Origin of the sequence: Leclercia tamurae (genome assembly GCF_025566055.1) — a bacterium.
In the GTDB taxonomy this organism is placed as follows: Bacteria; Pseudomonadota; Gammaproteobacteria; order Enterobacterales; family Enterobacteriaceae; genus Enterobacter; species Enterobacter tamurae.
In genome coordinates, this window is the sequence record NZ_JAMHKS010000070.1 from 1 (window position 1) to 21723 (window position 21723).

Annotated in this window: 16 protein-coding genes; 7 read left to right on the forward strand and 9 right to left on the reverse strand. The window is 56.8% G+C overall.

Going from position 1 to position 21723, the window contains the following annotated elements; all coding sequences use genetic code 11:
* Nucleotides 1–355 precede the first annotated feature (355 nt).
* Nucleotides 356–1729: a PTS transporter subunit EIIC gene (locus M8318_RS07845; protein WP_262661827.1), complete on the reverse strand. Its 1374-nt coding sequence runs from the start codon at nt 1727–1729 to the stop codon at nt 356–358.
* Between the two features lie 274 nt (nt 1730–2003).
* Here M8318_RS07845 and M8318_RS07850 point away from each other — a divergent pair, with 274 nt between their 5' ends.
* The gene (locus tag M8318_RS07850) at nt 2004–3203 is read left to right on the forward strand and encodes an enolase C-terminal domain-like protein (protein WP_262661828.1); all 1200 of its coding nucleotides are present in this window, start codon (nt 2004–2006) and stop codon (nt 3201–3203) included.
* Here M8318_RS07850 and M8318_RS07855 read toward each other — a convergent pair.
* Together M8318_RS07855 and M8318_RS07860 are read right to left on the reverse strand one after the other, a co-directional pair.
* On the reverse strand, nt 3191–3910 hold the full coding sequence (locus M8318_RS07855) for a GntR family transcriptional regulator (RefSeq protein WP_106996096.1): 720 nt from the start codon (nt 3908–3910) through the stop codon (nt 3191–3193). The two genes, M8318_RS07850 and M8318_RS07855, sit on opposite strands and share 13 nt — an antisense overlap.
* A 36-nt stretch (nt 3911–3946) precedes the next feature.
* A complete protein-coding gene (locus M8318_RS07860) occupies nt 3947–4786 on the reverse strand; it encodes an alpha/beta hydrolase (protein WP_262661829.1) in 840 nt (279 codons plus the stop codon).
* Nucleotides 4787–4974: 188 nt separating this feature from the next.
* Between M8318_RS07860 and M8318_RS07865 the strand changes: the two genes are divergently transcribed.
* Together M8318_RS07865 and M8318_RS07870 are read left to right on the forward strand one after the other, a co-directional pair.
* Nucleotides 4975–7857 carry an autotransporter family protein gene (locus M8318_RS07865; protein WP_262661831.1) on the forward strand — a complete coding sequence of 961 codons (2883 nt, stop codon included), beginning with the start codon at nt 4975–4977 and terminating at the stop codon, nt 7855–7857.
* Between the two features lie 119 nt (nt 7858–7976).
* Nucleotides 7977–8606, forward strand: coding sequence for a DUF2238 domain-containing protein (locus M8318_RS07870; protein ID WP_262661833.1), 630 nt, complete (start codon nt 7977–7979; stop codon nt 8604–8606).
* A 62-nt stretch (nt 8607–8668) separates the two neighbouring features.
* Here the strand turns inward: M8318_RS07870 and M8318_RS07875 are convergent, their stop codons facing one another.
* From M8318_RS07875 to M8318_RS07895, 5 genes are read right to left on the reverse strand one after another with little or no spacing between them, the layout of a single operon-like run.
* Nucleotides 8669–9646 (reverse strand): ABC transporter ATP-binding protein, encoded by a 978-nt coding sequence (locus M8318_RS07875; protein ID WP_262661834.1) that lies wholly within the window; start codon nt 9644–9646, stop codon nt 8669–8671.
* The gene (locus tag M8318_RS07880) at nt 9643–10620 is read right to left on the reverse strand and encodes an ABC transporter ATP-binding protein (protein WP_262661836.1); all 978 of its coding nucleotides are present in this window, start codon (nt 10618–10620) and stop codon (nt 9643–9645) included. Before M8318_RS07880 ends, M8318_RS07875 begins: the two co-directional genes overlap by 4 nt.
* Entirely contained in the window at nt 10613–11458 is an 846-nt protein-coding gene (locus tag M8318_RS07885; RefSeq protein ID WP_262661837.1) for an ABC transporter permease, read from the reverse strand. Before M8318_RS07885 ends, M8318_RS07880 begins: the two co-directional genes overlap by 8 nt.
* 6 nt (nt 11459–11464) lie before the next feature.
* A complete protein-coding gene (locus tag M8318_RS07890) occupies nt 11465–12418 on the reverse strand; it encodes an ABC transporter permease (protein ID WP_166183981.1) in 954 nt (317 codons plus the stop codon).
* Between the two features lie 58 nt (nt 12419–12476).
* Nucleotides 12477–14066, reverse strand: a complete 1590-nt coding sequence (locus M8318_RS07895) for an ABC transporter substrate-binding protein (protein ID WP_262661839.1) — start codon at nt 14064–14066, stop codon at nt 12477–12479.
* A 256-nt stretch (nt 14067–14322) separates the two neighbouring features.
* Here M8318_RS07895 and yghU point away from each other — a divergent pair, with 256 nt between their 5' ends.
* The 3 genes from yghU (at nt 14323) to fucR (ending at nt 17048) form a co-directional block, all read left to right on the forward strand.
* Entirely contained in the window at nt 14323–15192 is an 870-nt protein-coding gene (yghU, locus tag M8318_RS07900) for a glutathione-dependent disulfide-bond oxidoreductase (protein WP_106996087.1), read from the forward strand.
* A gap of 159 nt (nt 15193–15351) precedes the next feature.
* Nucleotides 15352–16335 carry a sensor domain-containing diguanylate cyclase gene (locus M8318_RS07905; protein WP_262661840.1) on the forward strand — a complete coding sequence of 328 codons (984 nt, stop codon included), beginning with the start codon at nt 15352–15354 and terminating at the stop codon, nt 16333–16335.
* Nucleotides 16332–17048, forward strand: a complete 717-nt coding sequence (gene fucR, locus M8318_RS07910; protein ID WP_262661841.1) for an L-fucose operon activator — start codon at nt 16332–16334, stop codon at nt 17046–17048. Before M8318_RS07905 ends, fucR begins: the two co-directional genes overlap by 4 nt.
* Here fucR and M8318_RS07915 read toward each other — a convergent pair.
* Nucleotides 17045–18592: a methyl-accepting chemotaxis protein gene (locus M8318_RS07915; RefSeq protein ID WP_262661843.1), complete on the reverse strand. Its 1548-nt coding sequence runs from the start codon at nt 18590–18592 to the stop codon at nt 17045–17047. The genes fucR and M8318_RS07915 overlap by 4 nt on opposite strands.
* A gap of 529 nt (nt 18593–19121) precedes the next feature.
* Between M8318_RS07915 and M8318_RS07920 the strand changes: the two genes are divergently transcribed.
* The gene (locus M8318_RS07920) at nt 19122–21692 is read left to right on the forward strand and encodes an autotransporter outer membrane beta-barrel domain-containing protein (RefSeq protein WP_262661845.1); all 2571 of its coding nucleotides are present in this window, start codon (nt 19122–19124) and stop codon (nt 21690–21692) included.
* The last annotated feature ends 31 nt before the right edge of the window (nt 21693–21723 follow it).

The window sequence follows — 21723 nt, forward strand, 5'->3', positions numbered from 1 at the left end:
TAAGAATCCATGTCACTTTGAGTGCCCACACAGATTGTCTGATAAATTGTTAAAGAGCAGTGCAACGCGGCTTTCGCTCACCGTTGCGAGGTGGCGTATATTACGCTTTCCTCTTTCAGAGTCAAGCGATAATTTCACGCTTTTCTCTGCTGACCCGGCGGCTTGTAATCCGTTGTTCCGTGTCGATGGAGGCGCATTATAGGGAGTTCTCCCGGGGCCGCAACCCTTAAATGACAGAAAAATGACTGACTGCTGCATTCCCCAGCAAAACCCCGCCTTATACGCATTTGCCCACAGAGTTATCCACAAACTGGCTGATATTCTCTGCAGCACGCCCTCTAAGACGGGGTCAAAATCACTCTGCGGCTTGCTCTTTTCCTACCAGGATGGTGGTTAACGTAAAGGAAAGCACCAGCGATATCGCTACCCCCGCCAGAGCAAAAACAAAATACGGGCCGATATAAGCAGGCAAACTGAAGATGCTCGACAGAATGTAGCCATAAAGACGCACGCCGAAGAAAGCAATAAAGGCTGAAGCCAGCGAGCTGGCCACCGTGGCGGCGATAAAAGCTTTCTTATAGCGCGTCAGGACACCAAAGAGTGCCGGTTCGGTAATGCCCAGCAGCGCAGAGATGCCTGCCGACAGCGTAACGGTCTTCTCCTGACGGTCCCGGCTCAGACGCCAGATAGCAAATGTCGCCCCCGCAATCGCCATATTGGCCATAAACATCATCGGCATCAGCATATCGTAGCCACGGTCACTGAAGTTCTGCAAGGCGATCGGCGTCATCGCATGGTGCATCCCGGTCAGGATCGCCACCGGTCGGATGGCACCGACCACCAGCCCGGCAAAGCTGGCCGACACACTAAACAGTCCTTCTATAAAGAAGGCGAGTCCTTTACCCAGCCAGATACCAATCGGGCCGATCACCACCAGCGCCGCCAGGGCACCTATAAAGAGGGTGAGCGTCGGCGTGAAGACGGTTTTCAGGACATCGGGCATGATGCTGTCTACCCAGCGATGGATATAGCTTAATGCCAGTACCGAGAAGATTACCGGAATGACGCTCGAAGAATAGTTAAAGACGGATACCGGGATCGCATTCATTAACCAGATGGCACTGACCGCTCCTTCCTGATGCGTCGCCAGGGCTTTCGCTGCTTCTATTAAGGAGGGATACATCAGACAGGCGGCAACCGCCGCGGCGAGATATTCATTGGTCCTGAAGATCTTCGCCGCCGACACAGCCAAGAAGAACGGCAGGAAATAGAAGACGCCGCTGGCAATCAGGTCGATAACCATGACGGTATCGCTGTTCGCCGAGACCACCTTCAATGCGATCAGCCCGGCGAGCAATCCTTTTATCATCCCGGCACCGGCAATGGCCGGGACAATCGGACCAAAAACGCCCGAGACGGTATCCATAAAGAGGGAGACCAGACTTTTACGCCCTTTTGTTGCCGTCGGCGATTTATCAGCGCCCTGGCCGAGCACATCAAGCATTTGCTCGTACCAGCTGTTCACCTTCGGTCCAATGATCACCTGAAACTGATCGCTCTGCAGTTGTGCGCCCAGCACCCCAGGCAGATTTTTGATCGCAGCCTGGTCAACTTTATTATCGTCGATTAAATCAAACCGTAGCCGCGTCATACAGTGCCAGACTTTATTAATATTCCCCTGGCCGCCGACCAGACGAATAATATTATTGATGGCTTCTTGCGTCCCCATAAAGACTCCTGCCGGTAGGGTTGTTGTTTTATTGATGCCACGAGAATAGATAAACCCACCCTACAAAACAAACCAATAAAAGTTGATATCGCTCACACTTAGCTACCCAAGGAGCCACAAAACAGCTAACAAACCAAAATTGGTACGGTTTTTAATTAAAATAGAATCAAATAACTGACCAAAATAAATAATAAAAAAATGGTTTACCGGCAAACATTTTTAGGGCGATGATATTCCCATTTCCTATTTCCACAGAGCAGCAAAGGAGTTTTTCGTGACGCCTGTGATCATCACTAATATCGAGTGCTTTATTACCCGCCCGGACCGACATAATCTGGTGACCGTTCGCGTAACCACGGAGCATGGCCCCGTCGGACACGGCTGTGCCACCTTCCAGCAGCGCCCGCTGGCGGTTAAAACCCTGGTGGATGAGTATCTCAAGCCGCTGCTGATCGGCCGGGATGCCAGTAACATCGAAGATCTGTGGCAGATGATGAACGTTAACGCCTACTGGCGTAATGGTCCGGCGATGAATAACGCCATTTCCGGCGTGGACATGGCCCTGTGGGATATTAAAGGGCAGCTGGCCGGTATGCCGCTGTACCAATTGTTGGGTGGAAAATCCCGCGACGCGATCCCGGCTTACAGCCACGCCAGCGGCGAGACGCTGGAGGAACTCTTTGCCTCCGTCGATAAACTGGTGGCGCAAGGCTATCGTCATATCCGTTGTCAGCTCGGTTTTTATGGCGGCACGCCGTCGGCGCTACATGCCCCGGAAAATCCGACCGCGGGTGCCTGGTTCGATCAGCATGAATACATGGCGAATACCGTGGAGATGTTCCGCGTCCTGCGCGAAAAATATGGCTGGAAGCTCCATTTCTTACATGATGTCCACGAGCGTCTCTTCCCGCAGCAGGCCGTGCAGCTGGCAAAACAACTTGAGCCGTACCAGCCCTACTTTATCGAAGATATTCTGCCGCCACAGCAAAGTGCCTGGCTGGAACAGGTTCGCCAGCAGAGCTGCGTGCCGCTGGCGATGGGCGAGCTTTTCAATAACCCGGCTGAATGGCACGACCTGATCGTCAATCGTCGCATCGACTTTATTCGCTGCCACATCTCGCAGATCGGCGGCATTACGCCAGCATTAAAACTGGCGCACCTGTGTCAGGCCTTCGGCGTGCGTCTCGCCTGGCATGGCCCCGGGGATATGACCCCCATCGGCGTGGCGGTGAATACGCACCTGAACATTCACCTGCACAATGCGGCCATTCAGGAGTTTATTCCGCGTTCCACGGCCACCGACGGCGTCTTCCCCGGCGCGCCTGAGGTGAAGGACGGGTTTATCTATCCCCCGACCGCGCCCGGCATCGGTACAGGCTTTAATGAAGAGCTGGCTCTGGCGCATCCGGTGGCCTATCGCCCACACGAGTGGACGCAGAGCCGCCTGCCGGACGGGACGATTCATACGCCCTGATTTTGTCGCCAGGCTAAATTATCGCGGTTATAGGGGCTGACCCAGGTGCAGGTGTAGTTGATATCGATAATATCGCTCACCTCAAAAACCCGGCCCCCCTCCAGTATTCCGCGATTATTAATATGCATTGCCGGGCTGCCTTTTTTGCAGCCCAGTATTACCGCCTGCTCACGGCTGACGCTGACTGCCCGATAGGTGGTCAGCATATGGGAAATGATCAATCCTTTGCTTAATACGTACTGCTGAATGGAGCGCTCAATCGCCTGCTGATTGAGGTCGGGGAAATCGGCAACCGGCATGCTGGATACTTCCAGCTGTACGGGCTGGTCATCGACGTAGCGCAGACGGCAAAAGTGCCAGATAAAACTCTCTTCATCGATACCAAAAATCTGCTGCGCCGCGCGATCGGGCCTTCTCTTATGCAGGCTAATCATCCGGTAGCGCATCTGATCGAATCGCTTCTCGGTGATCGAGTTGTAGATCAGCGGATTATTGCGCGCATGCTCGTTGATCCAGATCCCCGAGCCCTGCACGATCCGCACCACGCCAATGCTGACCAGTTTCTCCAGCGCCTGGCGGATAGTGAAACGCGACACGCCATACTCTTCGGCCAGCTGCCGTTCAGGAGGAAGTTTGCGTGGCCCCGCCGTGGTGTCCTGATAGATTTTGCTTAGCAGATCCTGAGTCACAAACTCTTTCTTTTTCATTGTTCGGTCCTGAAGTCATTCAATGTTGATCACCCCTCAGCAGTCCGGCATACCCTGCGCCAGCAATCGCGGCCAGACTGCCGCCCAGTCCGAGCCATGCCCCATCCCGCTGACCATCTCCGTTCGCACACACCTCCCCCCCACCGCCTGTTGAAAACGTCGGGCGACAGCGGGTGGCACGGTGGTGTCGGCGTCGCCACTGTAATGGATCTGCGGCAGGTCACGCAGTGCAGCAGCGAGAACGATAGCGCTGCGGGCTGCGGGCATCGGGGTAACATGATGCAGGGCATTGACATACGCAACATCGAGATTGCCTGCCACCGTGCGCAGGGAGCGCACATCATCCCGGCGTTCCGCCAGCAGCGCGGCGATATTGCCACCCCCGGAGTAGCCAACCAGATCGATTTTCACCCCCGGATAGCGCAGCACTATCTGGCTGAGCGCCTCGTTCATTGCATCAATAACCGCCGGTGAGAAACGATCCTGCGTCCAGACATTTACGCGGCAGGCGGCCGGTAGCGGCGGCCCGATGAACTGGCAGGGTCGGGCAAGGTAAAACACATTTGCCTGCTTATCCGCCGCAGCCAACTTCAGACCGGTCGGATTACGCGGGGTCGGATCATCAGAGGGCGTTGTGCGGCTCTTCCAGGCAAAGCCATCCCCTTCGATGTAGACCCGCAGGGAATGAACCGGAGGGGCGATTCGCTGCCATGTCACAATCGGGAACGGATCTGTGTCAAATTCCTCACTGATCAGACCACTCTCACTGGCTATTTTTTGCGCAGAGCGGTGCGGATCGGCGATAATACATCCTACCAATAATAAAGATAAACTAATCAATACGGTTCCCTGCAAAAAGTGAGGATATATCCTCATACCGCACCAACCTTAACTCAAATTATCAACATGACCAAATATGTGAAATAAATTCAACCGGAAATAATTAAGCATCGCTTATTGTTTTCGGCAACGAATTGTATATTCTGCGCCCGAAGATATCGGATTAATCCGAAGAAATCACAACTGCATTTTGCATAAACATCGCAACGTTATGATGGTACACCATGGAAAAGAAACGTCTTAGCCAGCTGATCTCTCTGCTGGTGGCATCAACGACCGCCCAGGCCTACGCCACATCTCCTGAGTTAATTATCGATACCCCGACAAGCAACGTGCAGATTGCCGACGCTAAAGAAGTAGTGCATATCACCCAGAATGGATTTGTGACTGGCATGCCAGTTTCTGCCCTGGCGGTAAATGCGGGGGTGACTGTAACAACGCTTACCAATGATGGCGTTATTAACGATCAGAATGGTATGCCTTTATTTTTAAGTAACAATCTTGTTCAGATAGATGGAACGGTCGATCAGCTTAATAATAACGGCACCATTGCCAGCGTTAATGAAAACCAGATTAACAGCGTGTTTGCGGTGGGTACTTCCGGGGTGGTGAATACCTTAACCAACACCGGCACCATTAAGGGAAATTCGAATAATTACTATAGCGGTAATTACAACACCGGCACGCTCAACAATGCCGGGACAATTCATACCTTAAACAATACCGCTGATGGCAAGATCCTCGGCTCCCTCGGCATCAGTAATCAGGGAACCATTGATAACTTAATCAATACGGGCCTTATCGGTGCCACGGATGCTGAGAATAACAACTACATTGGCCATAACGGTGCCATTTTTAACATGGGTACGATTGGCACGTTGCATAATACCGGTTCGATTGACGGGGGGACGTCTGATAATTACGGCCGTTCCGGGATCTCTAACCAGGGCAACATTACTACCCTCGTCAATGATAATAAGATTAATGGCAGCTTCGCCGGTATCATTAACTATGGCACCGTCGGTTCCATTGAAAATAACGGCCAAATTACCGGAAATTACGTCGCAATCTATAGTTATGGTCCCTCTGGCTTGATCGTTAACAATGGCCTGTTAACCGGCGGTAATTATGCTCTGATGGTCGGGAGCAATAACAGCGATGGCGTGACCCTGACCAACACGGGCGATATTGCCGGTAATATTGACGCCTTAAATGCGACAAGATTAATCATCAATGGCGGCACCACCACCACGGGCACGCTGAGCGGCATCGATGGCGCGACTGGCACTATCATGGGCTCCGACGTGGTATTCAACACCGGCTCGCTGCTGCTGAACGATAATATCGTTACCAGCCTGCCTGAATACGGCCTGATGTCACTCCAGATGAGCGATGAAAAGCCTGTGTCAAACGTCACCGTGGTGAACGAAGCGGCCTCCCTGCAGGTGAACAACAGCATCAATATCGCCGGGGATTATCATCAGAAAGCGGCCGCAACGCTGATTTCCGGTGTCTCCGATCTGGCAACTGCTAACGGCGACCTGCTTGCCGATACCGGCTATGGCCGCCTCAACGTCAGCGGCAATGCCACTATCGATGCGGGTTCCAGCGTTAATCTGTTGCGTACCGGCAGCACTTACCAGTTCGCCGAAGGCCAGCGTTATGTGGTGATCAATGCCGCAGGCACAGAGACCGACTACCACGCCGGCCAGCTGAATTACAAAGCCCTCGGCTATCGCGGTACCGTCAATGGCAGCGTCTATGAAGAGGCTGAAAGCAAGGCCCTGGTGTTAACCCTGGGTGCAGAACCGGTGATCCCCGATCCGGTAGAGCCTCAGCCTGAGCCAACGCCAGACGTCACGCCGCCGGTAGTGACTGAACCCGAGGTCACCCCCCCGGTTGTCACGGTGCCAACGCCGACGCAGCCTGCGCCAGCGGAACCTGCGCCTGCTCAGCCGACCAAACGGGGTTATGCCACCATCCCGAGCGCCACGGCGGCACTGGGCGGGCTCGCGCACTACTCCGGTATCTCGTCTCCGCAGCTGTTGGATCTGTATAACGCCTCGCTGGCGATCGAAGGTAAACAGGAAGCGAACCGTGCTGGCGAGCGTCTCTCTACCAGCCAGAACCTCAATACCAGCTCCGCGGCCACCGTTGCTACCTCTACCGCTCAGGCAGTAGTGGGTGCTCACATCGATGCCGTGCGTAACCCGCAGGCCTCCGGCACCAGCGGTGTGGCCACCGGCGACGACTACGCCAACAACTGGATCGTCTGGGGTCAGCCGTTCGGCGGTTATGCTCGCCAGGACAGCACCGACAACGTCAGTGGCTACACCGCGAAATTTGGCGGCCTGATTATCGGTGCTGACCGTGCACTGGGTGACAACTGGCGTCTGGGGGCAGCCCTGAACTACAGCAACACCTCCGTCCACGGCAAAGACAACCTGAGCGGCAACAACTCCACCGCCGATAACTACGGGGTGATTGGTTACGCGGGTTACACTGGCAATCCGTGGTACCTGAACCTCTCTGCGGGTCTCAACCGTCAGAACTACAGCTCCGTGCGTCGCGCTGATTTCACCGGCTTCTCCGGCACTGCTCACGGCAAGTTCAACGGTCAGTCCATCACCCTGCAAAGCGAACTGGGCTATCCAATCGCCCTGCCGGCTGACGTGGTGCTGACCCCGCTGGCGGGCCTGACCTATGGCTATCAGCATGTGGATGGCTACAGTGAAACCGGCGGCAACGGTATGGCGCTGGATGTCAGCAGCACCCATGCGCAGTCTGTCATGAGCGATATCGGTGTCCGCATCGAGAAGAGCTTCGCCACCGGTCTGGGTAACCTGACGCCGTTCGCCCAGGTCTCCTGGATCCACCAGTACGATAACCGTCAGGTCAGCAGCCATGCGACCTACGCCGCCGATGCTATCGGTGAAACCAGCTTTATCACCAAAGGGGCCTCTCCGGTGGAGGATATGGCGGGCGTGGCTGTGGGCACCACCCTGTATGACGCCAACGATCTTAGTCTCGACGCGCGTTACGATCTGCAGGCCGGCGACCGCTACCAGGCGCACACCTTCAGTCTGCGTTTACGCAAGTCGTTCTGATTGTTATGAATGATCATCGGGGCCGCGAATGGCCCCGTTTTTTTATGCTCTGCTGGCAAACATTGTATTTTTCGCCGCGTCGGTCGATAGTGTCTGTTTTTACTCAACAGTTAACTCACATGACGCAAACTGCACTCTCCTCTGGATTGAAGGTCGGCGCGCTGCTTCTGCTGCTGATCCTGATTTATACCGGTCTCTATACCTCGGACCGCATCACCTGGCTGATGGAGGTGACGCCGGTCATCATCATCGTGCCGCTGCTGCTTGCCACCCAACGGCGCTACCCGCTGACACCTCTGCTCTACGCGCTGATCTTCTGGCACGCCATCATCCTGATGGTGGGCGGAATGTACACCTACGCCAAAGTGCCCATCGGCTTTGACGTACAGGAGATGTTCCACCTGAGCCGTAACCCGTACGACAAGCTGGGGCACTTTTTCCAGGGGCTGGTGCCTGCGCTGGCGGCCCGGGAGATCCTGGTCCGCGGCGGCTACATCAATGGCCGCAAAATGACGGCCTTTGTGGTGTGCTGTATTGCGCTGGCGATCAGCGCCACCTACGAGCTGATCGAGTGGTGGGCGGCACTGGCGATGGGCCAGGGCGCGGATGACTTCCTCGGTACCCAGGGCGATCAGTGGGATACCCAATCCGATATGTTCTGCGCCCTGCTCGGGGCGCTCACAACGGTGCTGGTTCTCGGGCGCTGGCATCAGCGCCAGATTACGCATTCAGTCGTACATAATATTTGAGACCAGGTTTTGTAAGCCGGGTAAGGCGAAGCCGCCACCCGGCGTTTGTTGGCACATTACCCTCAAACCTTAAACAACCAACATGCAGCCAAATGACCGGGGGCGATCTCCTGCATCGCGGGGGTTTCGCGTCGACATACCGGCATCACGTGCGGGCAACGGCTGCAGAACTTACAGCCCGGCAGCACGGAGGTCGGGCCGGGGATCTCCCCGCGTAAGGTCGCCTGCTCCAGATTGCGGATCCGCGGATCGGGCTGCGGTACCGAGGCTAACAGGGCCCGGGTATAAGGGTGCGCCGGATGCTGATACAGGGTGTCAGAAGGTGCCACCTCCACCAGCTTGCCGAGGTACATCACCCCGATACGGGTCGAGATGTGGCGCACCATCGACAGATCGTGGGCGATAAACAGGTAGGTTAGCCCCAGCTCCTGCTGCAGATCCTGAAGGATGTTCACCACCTGCGCCTGCACCGAGACATCCAGCGCCGACAGCGGCTCATCGCACAGCACAAACTCCGGGCGCACCGACAGCGCCCGGGCAATGCTGATGCGCTGGCGCTGGCCGCCGCTGAACTCATGCGGGAAGCGCTGGAGATGTTCCTGCTTAAGCCCCACTTTATAGAGCAGGGTTTCAGTACGCTCCCGCTGCTCCTCGCGGCTGTAACCGTGGATCTGCATCGGCTCTGCCACCAGCTGCTGGACGGTCATTCCGGGGTTCAGCGATGAATACGGGTCCTGGAAAATGGCCTGCATCCGCTTGCGCAGCGGCTTGAGCTGCTTTTCGCTGGCCTGGGCGATCGCCTGTCCGGCAAAATCAATCTCGCCAGAGGTGATATCAAACAGCCGCAGAATGGCGCGCCCGAGGGTCGATTTGCCGCAGCCAGACTCGCCCACCAGGCCAAAGGTCTCCCCCTGGCGGATATCAAAGCTGACGCCGTCCACCGCTTTCACCGCCCCCCCTTTACGCAGCAGACCGCCGTTGAGAGTGAAGTGCTTATGCAGGTCCCGCACGCTCACCAGCGGGGAATGGTGTTCGCTCATGCCTGAATCTCCTTATCGGCCAGCAGCCAGCAGGCCGCGCGATGCCCCGGTTCGGGGCGGTAAAACGCGGGCTGACGCTCGCACTGGGGCATCCGATGCGGACAGCGTTCGGCAAACGGGCAGCCCGGGGGCGGATTGAGCAGGCCCGGAGGCGATCCTTCGATAGGCGACAGGCGATGGCTGGTCTGTTCCGGGTGCGGCAGGGACGCCAGCAGCCCCTGGGTGTAAGGGTGTGCCGGACGATAAAAGATATCCTCCACGCTGCCCTCCTCCATGACCAGCCCGCCGTACATCACCACTACCCGGCTGCACACCTGGGCTACGACGCCCAGATCGTGGGTGATCAGCAGGATGGCGGTGTGGGTTTTCTGCTGCAAACTTTTTAACAGCCGCAGGATCTGCGCCTGAATGGTGACGTCCAGCGCGGTGGTCGGTTCATCGGCGATCAGCAGTTTGGGATCGCAGGAGAGCGCGATGGCGATCATCACCCGCTGACGCATCCCGCCGCTGAACTCGTGCGGGTACTGGTCGTAACGGCGCTCCGCTTCGGCAATGCCCACCTGCTCCAGCATGGCGATGCTCGCCGCGCGGGCCGCTTTTTTATTCAGGCCTTTATTACGCATCAGGATCTCGGACATCTGCCTGCCGATGGTCACCACCGGGTTAAGCGCGGTCATCGGATCCTGAAAAATCATCGCGATCTGATTCCCGCGAATGGCGCGCATCTGTTCCGGGGTTTTCTGCGCCAGATCGTCATTGTCGAAACGGATCTGCCCCCCGGTGATGCGCCCGTTGCTGCCCAGCAGCTGGATAATGGATTTGCAGGTGACGCTCTTGCCGCAGCCGGACTCCCCGACGATACCCACCAGCTCGCCCGGCTGAACGTGGAAGCTCACCCCGCGCACCGCGTGGACATCGCCATCGCGGGTGCGGAAGGTGGTTTGCAGGTTGTCGAGTTCAAGTAAGTTATTCATCGCGGTTCGCTCCCGGCTCAAAGGCGGTGCGGAACACGTCGCCTAACACGTTAAAACTGAACACCGTCAGCAAAATCAGAATGCCGGGGAACATCGCCAGCCAGGAGGCCTCCCCGATCCAGGACTGGGCGTTATTGAGCATACTGCCCCAGGAGGCGGCAGGCGCCTGCACCCCAAGCCCGAGGAAGCTGAGGGTCGACTCCATCAGAATGGCCGAGGCGATATTCAGGGTGGCGGCGACGATAATGGTCGGCAGCACGCCGGGGATGATATGGCGCAGGATGATCCGCAGCGGGTGCTCCCCGGAGGCGCGGGCATAGAGCACATACTCGCGCTCTTTAACGGAGAGCGTTTCGGCCCGCACCAGCCGGGACATGTTCATCCACGTCAGCAGGCTGATGATCATGATGATGTTATCCACGCCGGGCTTCAGGTAGGCGTTGAGCACCAGCAGCAGGAAGAAGGCCGGGATTGCCATCAGGATATCCACCGCGCGCATCATCAGGTTATCGAGCCAGCCGCCGAAGTAGCCGCTCACCGTGCCGACGATGGTGCCGATCAGGGTTGAAAAGACCATTGCCAGACAGCCGACCATCAGCGAGATCTGCCCGCCGTACAGGGCGCGGGTAAAGTAGTCGCGTCCGTACTCGTCGGTGCCAAACCAGTGGGCACCATCGGGCGGCAGGGTGCGCGCGCCCAGCGACATCTGATCCGGATCGTACGGGCTCAGCCCCGCACAGAGCGCGGCGACGACAAAAATAAAGAGGACAAAAAGCGAGAACTGCGCCGGACGATTGCGGCGCAGCTGGTGACGAACCTGTTGCCAGCGTCTGCTCATCCGGGGTTACCTCAGGGTACGTATGCGGGGATCGGCGAAGCGATATAACAGGTCGGCGATCAGGTTGCCGACGATCAGCATCAGCGACGAGAGCATGATGATCGCCATAATCAGCGGGTAGTCGAGGGAGGTGATCGACTGGATCCCCAGCAGCCCCATCCCCGGCCAGGAGAAGACGCTCTCGGTAACATAGGCTCCGACAACCAGCTCGCCAAACGACAGGCCAAACAGGGTGATCACCGGCAGGAGCACGTTTTTCAGCACATGGCGGAACAGGATGCTGGAACGGGTGGCTCCATAGGCCAGCTGGGTCTGCACGTAGTCAGCCGAGAGCTGCGAAATGGTATTGGAGCGGATGTAGCGCACGTAGCTGGAGAGGTTATAGAAGGTGAGCGCAATGCACGGCAGCACGCCGTGGCGCACCACGTCCAGCCAGTTGTCTTCCATGCCGATGGTGCGCATCCCCATGCTGGGGAACCAGTTGAGTTGCACGGCAAAGACGGTGATCAACAGGATGCCAAACCAGAAAATCGGCACCGAGATGCCAATATAGGCGAACAGGTTCAGGACATGATCCAGCCAGCGGTGCTTAAAGGCTCCGGCCAGCAGCCCCAGCGGAATAGCGAGAATAATCGCCATCAGCAGCGAGGCCCCCATCAGCCCAAGGGTGGCCGGAATGCGCTCGCCAATCATCACCAGCACCGGGCGGTGGTAGATCAGCGAATAGCCCAGATCGCCCTGCAGAATGTTTTTCAGCCACAGAAAATATTGCGTCACCAGCGGCTTATCCAGGCCCAGACTCTGGCGAATACGCTCGATGTCCTCTGGTGCCATGCGCGGGGTGATGTACGCCGCCACCGGATCGCCCGGGGCGAGTTTGACCAGCAAAAATGCTACCAGCGAGATAAAGAACAGCATCGGCACCAGTTGCAGCAGCCGACGCATCAGTAATGTGTTCACGACATGCCCTTACGACTTACCCAACAAAGAGCCCCGATCGGTTGACCGGGGCGACAGCTTATTTTTGGTAGATTTTTGACAGGTCCTGGAACAGATACACCGGCTTCGGTTCCGCTTCCTGGGTGCCGCCAAAGCGTTTATCCACGGCCACGGTGGCGTTGGTGTAGGCGATCGGATAGTAGGTCATGTCGTTGGCCACGGTCTGCTGGATCTGCTTGTAGATCTCAGCGCGTTTGCCAGTGTCGGTTTCGACAGCGCCTTTATCCCACAGGGCATCGAACTGCGGGTTTTTATAGTGGGCGTAGTTATAGGCTTCGTTGCTCATGAACAGCGATTTGTAGCCATCCGGCTCGGCGCCCATGATGTAGCCGCCGAGGTTCAGCTCCCAGGCGGTGTTGTTCATGTCGAGGCTGCGCTGGGACATGGCGTTGGAGTCGAGCGGCATCAGCTCCACGTTCACGCCAATGCCCTTCAACGCCTGCTGGATGTAGAGCGCCTGGCTCTCCTGTGTTTTGTTGGTGTTCACGTAGGCCAGACGCAGTTTAAGGTTTGTCGGTGCGCCGGAAGCCTTCAGCAGATCTTTGGCTTTCTGCTGGTCGAACCTGTACTGCTCAACGTCGTTGCTCTGGTAGAGCGTATCCGGCGTCAGGAAAGAGGTCGCCGGTTTGGCGTAATCCAGCGAGGTGAACGCGGTCTGGGTCAGCTCGTCCTTATTAATGGCGTACGCGATGGCCTGGCGCAGCTCCTTGCTCTTCATCACCGGTACGTTCTGGTTAAAGGTCATGTAGGCCAGACGCCCTTCCGGGTAGACCACGAAATCAAACTTGCCGGTATTCTTCAGGCGCGACACATCCTGCGGATCGACCATCTTGAGGTTGATCTCGCCGTTTTGCAGCGCGAGGTTGGCGGAGTTGCTGTCTTTGGCGAAACGGTAGGTCACGGAGTCGAGCTTCGCTTTGCCGTTCCAGTAGTCGTCAAAGCGGGTCAGAGCGTAATACTGCCCGGCGCGGTACTCTTTAAATTTGAACGGCCCGGAACCTACCGGCGCATCGTTTTTGGTGCTCTTTTCCAGATCGGCTTCATTGGCGAAGACGTGCTGCGGGATCGGGTAGATCTGCACCAGGGTGCCGGTAAAGGCGGCACTCACCTGTGGGAGGGTGAACTTCACGGTGCGATCGTCCACCTTGCTCACCGCCACCGGCTTGCCGCCGAAGGTGAACATACTGCGGAAGAAACTGTGCTGTTTCTCCTCCAGCAGCTTATTGAAGGTGAACACCACGTCGTCGGCGGTCAGCGGCTGGCCGTCCTGCCATTTCAGATTCGGTTTTAAGGTCAGGGTGTAGCTGAGGTTATCGGTGGATGGCGTCAGGCTTTCGGCCAGACCCCATTCGATTTTGCCATCGTTAAAGCTGTAGAGCGGGGCATAAAGCGCCTGCATGATCGTCAGGGTGGTGCGGTCACTGGCATATAATGGGTTAACCGCCAGCGGGTCGCCTGAAGTAATGCCGATAATCAGTGAACCGCCCTCTTTCGGCGTATCGCTTTTGGCTGCCGGGGCCGACGCGGTCTCTTTATTTTTGGCATCATCACAGCCCGCGGCAACCAGCGCCAGCGCGACCAGAACAGCAGATACTAATGGCTTACGCATATCTCACTAACTCCTTGCCTTGAAAGTTTTTTTAACTGCTCATTTTTATTTTTTACAGATATCTGTTTGCGCATCATATTCAGCTTTAAGCCCTTTCGCATTAACAATGAAAATGCCATTTTTGATTAAGCTTATGCGGAATTTATATATATAAGCGCCAGAAGGAATAGTGCATATGCTTATGCGCTCAGTTCGTTAAACCGTTCACGGAATGCCTGCTAAACTGCCTCAACACATCCCAAAAAGGCAGATCAACATGTCCGACAACAACTACCAGCCAGCGAAAGTCTGGGAATGGAAGCAAAACCCCAACGGCGGCGCGTTCGCCAGCATCAACCGTCCGATCTCAGGCGCCACCCATGACAAAGAACTGCCGGTGGGTTCGCATCCGCTGCAGCTCTACTCCCTGGGCACGCCAAATGGCCAGAAGGTAACAATCATGCTGGAAGAGCTGCTGGCGTTGGGCGTGACCGGGGCGGAATATGACGCCTGGCTGATCCGCATCGGCGAGGGGGATCAGTTCTCCAGCGGCTTTGTTGAGGTGAACCCCAATTCCAAAATTCCGGCCCTGCGCGACCACTCCACCACGCCGCCAACCCGGGTGTTTGAATCGGGCAATATCCTGCTCTATCTGGCGGAGAAATTCGGCCACTTCCTGCCAAAAGATCCGGCTGGCCGGGTGGAAACCCTGAACTGGCTGTTCTGGCTGCAGGGCTCCGCCCCGTTCCTCGGCGGCGGTTTCGGCCACTTCTATCACTATGCGCCGGTGAAAATTGAGTACGCGATTGACCGCTTCACCATGGAAGCCAAACGCCTGTTCGACGTGCTGGATAAGCAGCTGGCGCGCGGTCGCTATGTGGCGGGAGAAGAGTACAGCATCGCGGATATCGCCATCTGGCCGTGGTTCGGCAGCGTGGCGCTCGGCCAGGTCTATGGCGCGGCGGAGTTCCTCGACGCCGAGAGCTACAAGAACGTCCAGCGCTGGGCGAAGGATGTTGCCAGCCGTCCGGCAGTGAAGCGCGGGCGTATCGTCAATCGCACCAACGGCGAGCTGAACGAGCAGCTGCATGAGCGTCATGCGGCGAGCGATTTTGATACCAATACCGAAGACAAACGTCAGGGTTAATGTGCTGACCCATTGCCCGGCGGCGCTACGCTTGCCGGGCAAAATGACTCTGCCTGTGCCGTCATCACAGCACACAGCAAATCCCTCTCTTTTTTCAACAGCATATTTACAACCATCCGGTAAACTGGCATCAATAATTTCTTTCTTCAGATTATTCGCATGTCAGAAAAGGCGCTGGAACATCAGATTCAGATTCTCAAAAAGCATAATGCCCGGCTTGCCAGGCTGGCGCGCGACGCCCGCAGCAAGCTCAGTGCTGCGCTCGACGGAACAGGTCTCTGTTTATGGCAGCTCGACGTTCCCACCGGGAAGCTGATTATCTATAACCGCCGCTGGGGCTCCATGCTGGGCTATCAGCCCAAAGAGCTCAGCGCGCAGTTTGAGATCTGGCGCGAACATCTGCATCCCGATGACAAACAGAGCGTGCTCGACGCCTTTTACGATCATCTGCACGGCAAAACCCCCTTCTACGAAGCGCTGCACCGCATGCAGCACAAAAACGGCACCGTCACCTGGGTGCTGGATCGCGGCCGCGTCACCGAATGGGATGAGCAAGGAAACCCGCTGAAGGTCACTGGCACGCACATCGACATGACCAAAGAGAAACAGTACGAGGAGCAGCTCGCCCTGCTGGCGAATCACGACCCGCTCACCGGCCTGGCGAATCGCCATGCGCTGATCACCCACTTCGCGCAGCTCAAAGCCCAGGGCCCGCTGTGCATTGCCTTTATCGATCTGGATGATTTTAAAACGGTGAACGACACCTTTGGTCACCGCAGCGGCGATGAGCTGCTGATCCAGCTCAGCCAGCGTCTGCGCGACACCTGCCCGCCGGGGGTTGTGGTCGGGCGTCTGGGTGGGGACGAGTTTGTCCTGCTCCTGCCCTTCCCGCTCACCAGTCTGCTGGTGAGCAGCACCGCGCAACAGTGTCTGAATGCAGCCCTGACGCCGTTCGAGCTGGATAACGGCCAGGCGCAGGTGGGCGCCTCGGTGGGGATCGATGAAGTGCAGGAGCAGGATGATTTCGTCAATGCATTGCGCCGCGCCGATCGGTCGATGTATCAGATTAAGCACACCGGTAAGAATGGCGTGGCGATTGGCCAGACGCTGATCTCCCACTCCCGCAGCGGAACGCATCCATGAAAAGCACCCGTCATCAGGATCTTATCCGCCTGCTGGCGGCGTCCGACTGGCTGACGACGGATGCGCTTGCCGCGGAGCTTAACGTCAGCAAAGAGACGATTCGTCGCGATCTGAAACAGCTTCAGCAGCAGGGCAAGATTGTGCGCCATCACGGCCGGGCGCGGGCGATCCACCCGGACCACCGCGACGGCGGGGAACCCTTTGGCGCGCGGCTAAAAAGCCATTACGCGGATAAAGCCGACATTGCCCGCCACGCCCTTGACTGGGTCAGCGAGGGGATGACCCTGGCCCTGGATGCCAGCTCAACCTGCTTTCATCTGGCACGACAGCTGCCGGATATCGCCCTGACGGTGTTTACTAACAGTCTGCCGATCTGCCATGAAATGGCGAAGCGCGAACGCATCACCCTGATCTGTTCGGGCGGGACGCTGGAGCGCAAATATCGTTGCTATGTGAACCCGGCCCTGGTGACGCAGCTGAAGGCGCTGGAGATCGACCTGTTTATTTTTTCGTGCGAAGGGGTGGATGAGCAGGGTGTGATGTGGGATCCCACCCCGCACAGCGCCGGGTTTAAGTCGCAGCTGCTCAGCCGCGCCAGCCAGTCGCTGCTGCTGATCGACAGGAGCAAGTTCCAGCGTTCCAGCGAAGTGAAAATTGGTCACCTGTCGCAGGTGACCCAATTGATCAGCGACGTACAGCTCGCCCGCCGCTAGCTCGCCAGACGGAACTTCTGCACCGAGCGTTGCAGCTCCTCGGTCTGACGTTCCAGGGCGGAGGCCGCAGCCGACACCTGCTCCACCAGGGAGGCGTTCTGCTGGGTCACACCGTCCATCTGGGTGATGGCCACTCCCACCTGCGAAATGCCTTTGCTCTGCTCTTCCGAGGCGGCGGCAATCTGCTTTATGATGGTGGTCACGCCGGTAATGTCCCGCAGCACCGCCTCCATGGTGGTGCCGGTATCGTTCACCAGCCGGGCCCCTTCCGCCACGCGGGAGACGGAGTCGGCGATCAGCCCTTCGATCTCTTTTGCCGCACTGGCGCTGCGGCTGGCGAGATTACGCACCTCCCCCGCCACCACCGCAAAGCCACGCCCCTGCTCGCCCGCTCGCGCCGCTTCCACTGCCGCGTTGAGGGCCAGGATATTGGTCTGGAAGGCGATGCTGTTAATGACGCTGGTGATCTCCGCGATTTTCTTCGAGCTGACGGAGATCCCGGTCATGGTGTTGACCACATTCTCCACCAGCACCCCGCCACGGCTGGCGGTGACTGAGGCCACATCCGCCAGCTCGCTGGCCTGGCGGGCGTTGTCGGCATTCAGCTTCACCGTGGCGGTGAGCTGCTCCATGCTGGCCGCCGTCTCTTCCAGGGCGGCAGCCTGCTCTTCTGTACGCGACGAGAGATCGTTATTACCGGTGGAGATCTCCGTGGCACCGCGCCAGATATTCTCGCTGCCGGCGCGGATAGTGCTTACCGCTTCGCGCAGGCTGTCCTGCATCGCCGTCAGCAGCGGCACCAGCTGGCCCACGCAGTTACGGCCAAAGGGAACGATCGGCTGGCTGAGATCGCCCTGGGCAATCTGACGAAAATGATGGCGGATCTGATCCAGGGGTTTCACCAGCATCGCGACCAGGTAGCGATCGGCGAACAGCAGGATCAGCAGGCCCATAATTGTTGCGGTAATGATCACCGTGCGGGTGGTGCTGGTCATGCCGTCCACCGTCACGCGGGTGCTGTCGAGAATGCTGTCGGCGGCTTTATTGAACTGCCCGGCACTTTCGCCAAAGGCGCGGCTCAGCGGCGGGGTAACGTTGTTCGCCTGCTGACGATAAGCGTCGAGATTGCCCTGCTGCGCCAGCTGGAACTGGGGCTTTACGCCGTTCTCCAGCAGCGCCTGCCAGTTGGCAATTACCTGGGAGGAGATCTGCGCATCCATCGGCCCCGGAGACATGGCTTTCATCTCATCGAGCTTGCTGCTCATCGTCTCCAGCGCCTGCTGTACGGCGGTGAGATCTGCCGTACCACCTGCCGCCTGCACGTCCATCGCCCGGGTCAGGCGGGTGACGAAGCGGAAGTACTGATCGTTACCCTGGCTAAGCACCGTCATCTGTTTGACCAGCTGGCGAACAACCTCATTGCCATCAGCCACGCGTGAAAGTGCCCAGGAGCTGTAGAGCCCGGCTGCCGCCCACATTAAACAGAAAATCCCCAGAATCGTCAGCATGACGAACCGGATAGTGAAATTACGAAACACGTGCATAGTTATTTCCTTGCCATGGGGGAGATATCGCCTGGAGGGCGAGTATTACCCTCGTTATCGGCAATAAAATGCAAAGCAATACCTTTTATCGGTTAATTTTATAAACCTTTTCATTTCTGTTTACCGGACCGGGAAATGATAATCACGCTGGGGCAAATACCCCTTCAAATAACGTGTTATTAGATTTCATACAATTTACAAATGTAAATCACATTCTCCATTCATTACCCTCATAACTCCAAAGGATTAGGCGGCTGTTTTTTATCAGCAAGGAATAGTCCTTTTTCTACAAGAAAAGTCTTACTTTTAGTACGTTAATAAAACTGCAACATTCATAGAATGGATGTATTTAAAAAAATCAATTAGCGCCCTTTATTAAAATGACCATTTAATCGCTTGATATCACTTCAAATTTCATTACACCCTTTTCCCTTGGGAAAGTTCTTAATTACGCAAATTTCATTTAAAAAGAGCTCACTTTGATCCGGTTATAAGAGATGAAAAAATGCGTATTTCAATGAAAAGGACCTTGTTGTCACAATGTGTATTACTGTCACTTGCGTCGTTTGCTGCTCAGGCAGGTGCTACCGATGCCCCCGCTTGCCAGAATGGTGACACCACCCAGACCTGCGGCCTGTCAGAATATAAAGACGGCAGCTTCTATCAGGACCCGGGCGTCACTGATGCGGTAATGGCGAATGAAACGGCGTCCAATATTTATATGGATGGCCACCGTGAAGCGGGAGATACGCAGACCCTGACCGTTACAGGCTCTGACATGTCAGGTCATTATATTCAGGGAAGCAATGGCGGTACGGTGAATATTAACGTCACCAACAATGCCAAGGTGGATATGATCGAAGCAGGTTCTGCACTTAAGACCACCAACACCACCATCAACGTCAATGACTCCACCCTGAACGGCCAGAACAGCGACGGAACCTATCAGCGAGACAAAGATTATATGATGGGGGCCGCCATCTATCTCGATCCGCTCGATGCGGGCTACCACGATGTGGATATCAGCAACGGCAGCGCCCTGCATGGCAGTATTATCAGCGCCGGCCAGGGTACCCAAACTATCGCCATGAGCGACAGCATCATGGATAACGGTGGCATCTACGTCGGTAGCGACAAATCAGACACCTCCCTTACCCTGACTAACGCCAGCGTGGATGCGACCAACAGCCAGATGGCGCAAAATCTCGATACCATCGTTGAAAGCCTGAGTCAGTACAAACCTTTCCAGGATATCAACGTTGATGCCTTTAGCGACCTGGCCGTGGCCCTGTATGGCACCACTCAGGATACGCTGGCACTGAATAACAGCACCGTGACCGGCGACATCGGCGTCATTAACGAAAAAGGCCAGACCGACCTGTCGTTCACCAATAACAGCGTCGTGAACGGCAACGTTACGCTGAGCGGTAACTCCACCAATACCCTTCTGGTGGATAACAGCACCATCAATGGCGATCTGAACGCCAGCCAGAACAGTGGCGATACCACCGTCACCCTGCAAAACGGCGCCAACGTTGACGGCAATATTACGACCGGCGCAGGCAATGACACCGTGGTCCTGGTGAATGATTCCCACGTCACCGGCAATGTTACCGGCGGGGACGGTACCGATACCCTGTCGATGGATGCAGGTAGCTCTATTTCCGGGCAAATTAATCAGTTTGAAACCGTAAATACCACCAGCGATAACAGCATCACCCTCGACACCATTAACGACTCCACCACCTGGAGTCTGCAGAACGGCTCTACCCTGACCGCCGCCACGACCGGCAGCAATGCCGAAGTGAACATGAGCACTGACAGCAGGGTTAACTTCGGCCAGATTACCGGCTCCCGTAACGCTGTGGTGGTCAATAACATCACCACTTCGGCGATCAATCAGCAAAACATCGTGCTGGGAACCTTTACCACCACGACGGCAACCACCACGCCGCAAACGGCCGCCAATGCTATCTTCAGCAACGGTCAGCAGCAGGTTGAAAACCGCAGCGCAGCCTACAACTACAACAATGACCTGAGCATTGTGGCTGCTGATACGGCGCCGCAGAGCCTGCTCACCGCTGATAGTAGCCAGAACTGGAATATTGTCTTTAGCAGCTCACGCGGCGCACTGGCCAGCGATGTCCAGGGGATGATTGCCGGCCTGGATGCGGCCGAACAGGCGGGCCATCAGGTCACCGATGACATCACCAGCCATCTGGATCGCCTGCACTTTGCTGGCCTGATGGGCGATCGGCAGGAAGGGGCTCAGCTGTGGGGCGATTTCCTCTATCAGAACGGTAACTTCAGCAACGATGTGGATTACAAGAGCATCACTCAGGGTGCGCAGGGCGGCGTTGACTGGACGGCTTACCTCGCTAACGGGGACAGCGTAACCGGAGGCGTGGCGCTGGCCTGGACCCGCAGCCGCGTTGAAGATACCGACAACGGCCCGGACAGCTTCAAGGACACCGTCTATGGTAACTACTACAGCCTGTACGGCGGCTGGCAGCAGGCGCTGAACGGTCGTCAGTGGGGAATGTTCGCCGACGCCAGCTTCAGCTATGGCGATATGCGCTACTCCCTCTCCGCCCACAACGTCACCGGCGACACCAGCGGCATGACCGAAGCGCTGCACGGCTCCACAGACGGTAGCCTGTATATGGCCCAGGCCCGTACCGGGGTGAACGTACTGCTGCCGGGCGAAACCGTGCTGCAACCGTACGCCATTCTCGGCTGGGATCAGACCAAAGCTAACGGCTTCTCCGACAGAGAAGTGACCTTTGCTGACAGCCAGGTCTCTTCGTGGAACGGCGGTGCGGGTCTGCGTCTGACCACCACCCTGACCGATCTGAACAAAAACGTGGCGATCATGCCATGGCTGGATGTCCGCATGCAGAAAGAGTTCAGCGATGATACCGATATCCAGGCAGCGGATTATCACAACACTGAAGGTCATAACAACAGCATGGGAATGTTTGGTGCGGGCGTGAATGCCACTATCGCGCACAACTTCTCGGTGAATACCGGCATTTACTATGGCACAGGCGATGTCGAAAACGACGCCAGTGTTCAGGCAGGTATGAGCTACAGCTTCTGATGACCACGCCTGCCCGGCAGCCTCAGGCTGC

Excerpts from the sequence above, each read along its gene's own strand:
- M8318_RS07870 (WP_262661833.1), top strand. The coding sequence starts at position 7,977 with ATGACGCAAACTGCACTCTCCTCTGGATTGAAGGTCGGCGCGCTGCTT.
- M8318_RS07895 (WP_262661839.1), bottom strand. The coding sequence starts at position 14,066 with ATGCGTAAGCCATTAGTATCTGCTGTTCTGGTCGCGCTGGCGCTGGTT.
- M8318_RS07885 (WP_262661837.1), bottom strand. The coding sequence starts at position 11,458 with ATGAGCAGACGCTGGCAACAGGTTCGTCACCAGCTGCGCCGCAATCGT.
- M8318_RS07915 (WP_262661843.1), bottom strand. The coding sequence starts at position 18,592 with ATGCACGTGTTTCGTAATTTCACTATCCGGTTCGTCATGCTGACGATT.
- M8318_RS07880 (WP_262661836.1), bottom strand. The coding sequence starts at position 10,620 with ATGAATAACTTACTTGAACTCGACAACCTGCAAACCACCTTCCGCACC.
- M8318_RS07905 (WP_262661840.1), top strand. The coding sequence starts at position 15,352 with ATGTCAGAAAAGGCGCTGGAACATCAGATTCAGATTCTCAAAAAGCAT.
- yghU (WP_106996087.1), top strand. The coding sequence starts at position 14,323 with ATGTCCGACAACAACTACCAGCCAGCGAAAGTCTGGGAATGGAAGCAA.
- M8318_RS07860 (WP_262661829.1), bottom strand. The coding sequence starts at position 4,786 with ATGAGGATATATCCTCACTTTTTGCAGGGAACCGTATTGATTAGTTTA.
- M8318_RS07855 (WP_106996096.1), bottom strand. The coding sequence starts at position 3,910 with ATGAAAAAGAAAGAGTTTGTGACTCAGGATCTGCTAAGCAAAATCTAT.
- M8318_RS07845 (WP_262661827.1), bottom strand. The coding sequence starts at position 1,729 with ATGGGGACGCAAGAAGCCATCAATAATATTATTCGTCTGGTCGGCGGC.
- M8318_RS07875 (WP_262661834.1), bottom strand. The coding sequence starts at position 9,646 with ATGAGCGAACACCATTCCCCGCTGGTGAGCGTGCGGGACCTGCATAAG.
- M8318_RS07865 (WP_262661831.1), top strand. The coding sequence starts at position 4,975 with ATGGAAAAGAAACGTCTTAGCCAGCTGATCTCTCTGCTGGTGGCATCA.
- fucR (WP_262661841.1), top strand. The coding sequence starts at position 16,332 with ATGAAAAGCACCCGTCATCAGGATCTTATCCGCCTGCTGGCGGCGTCC.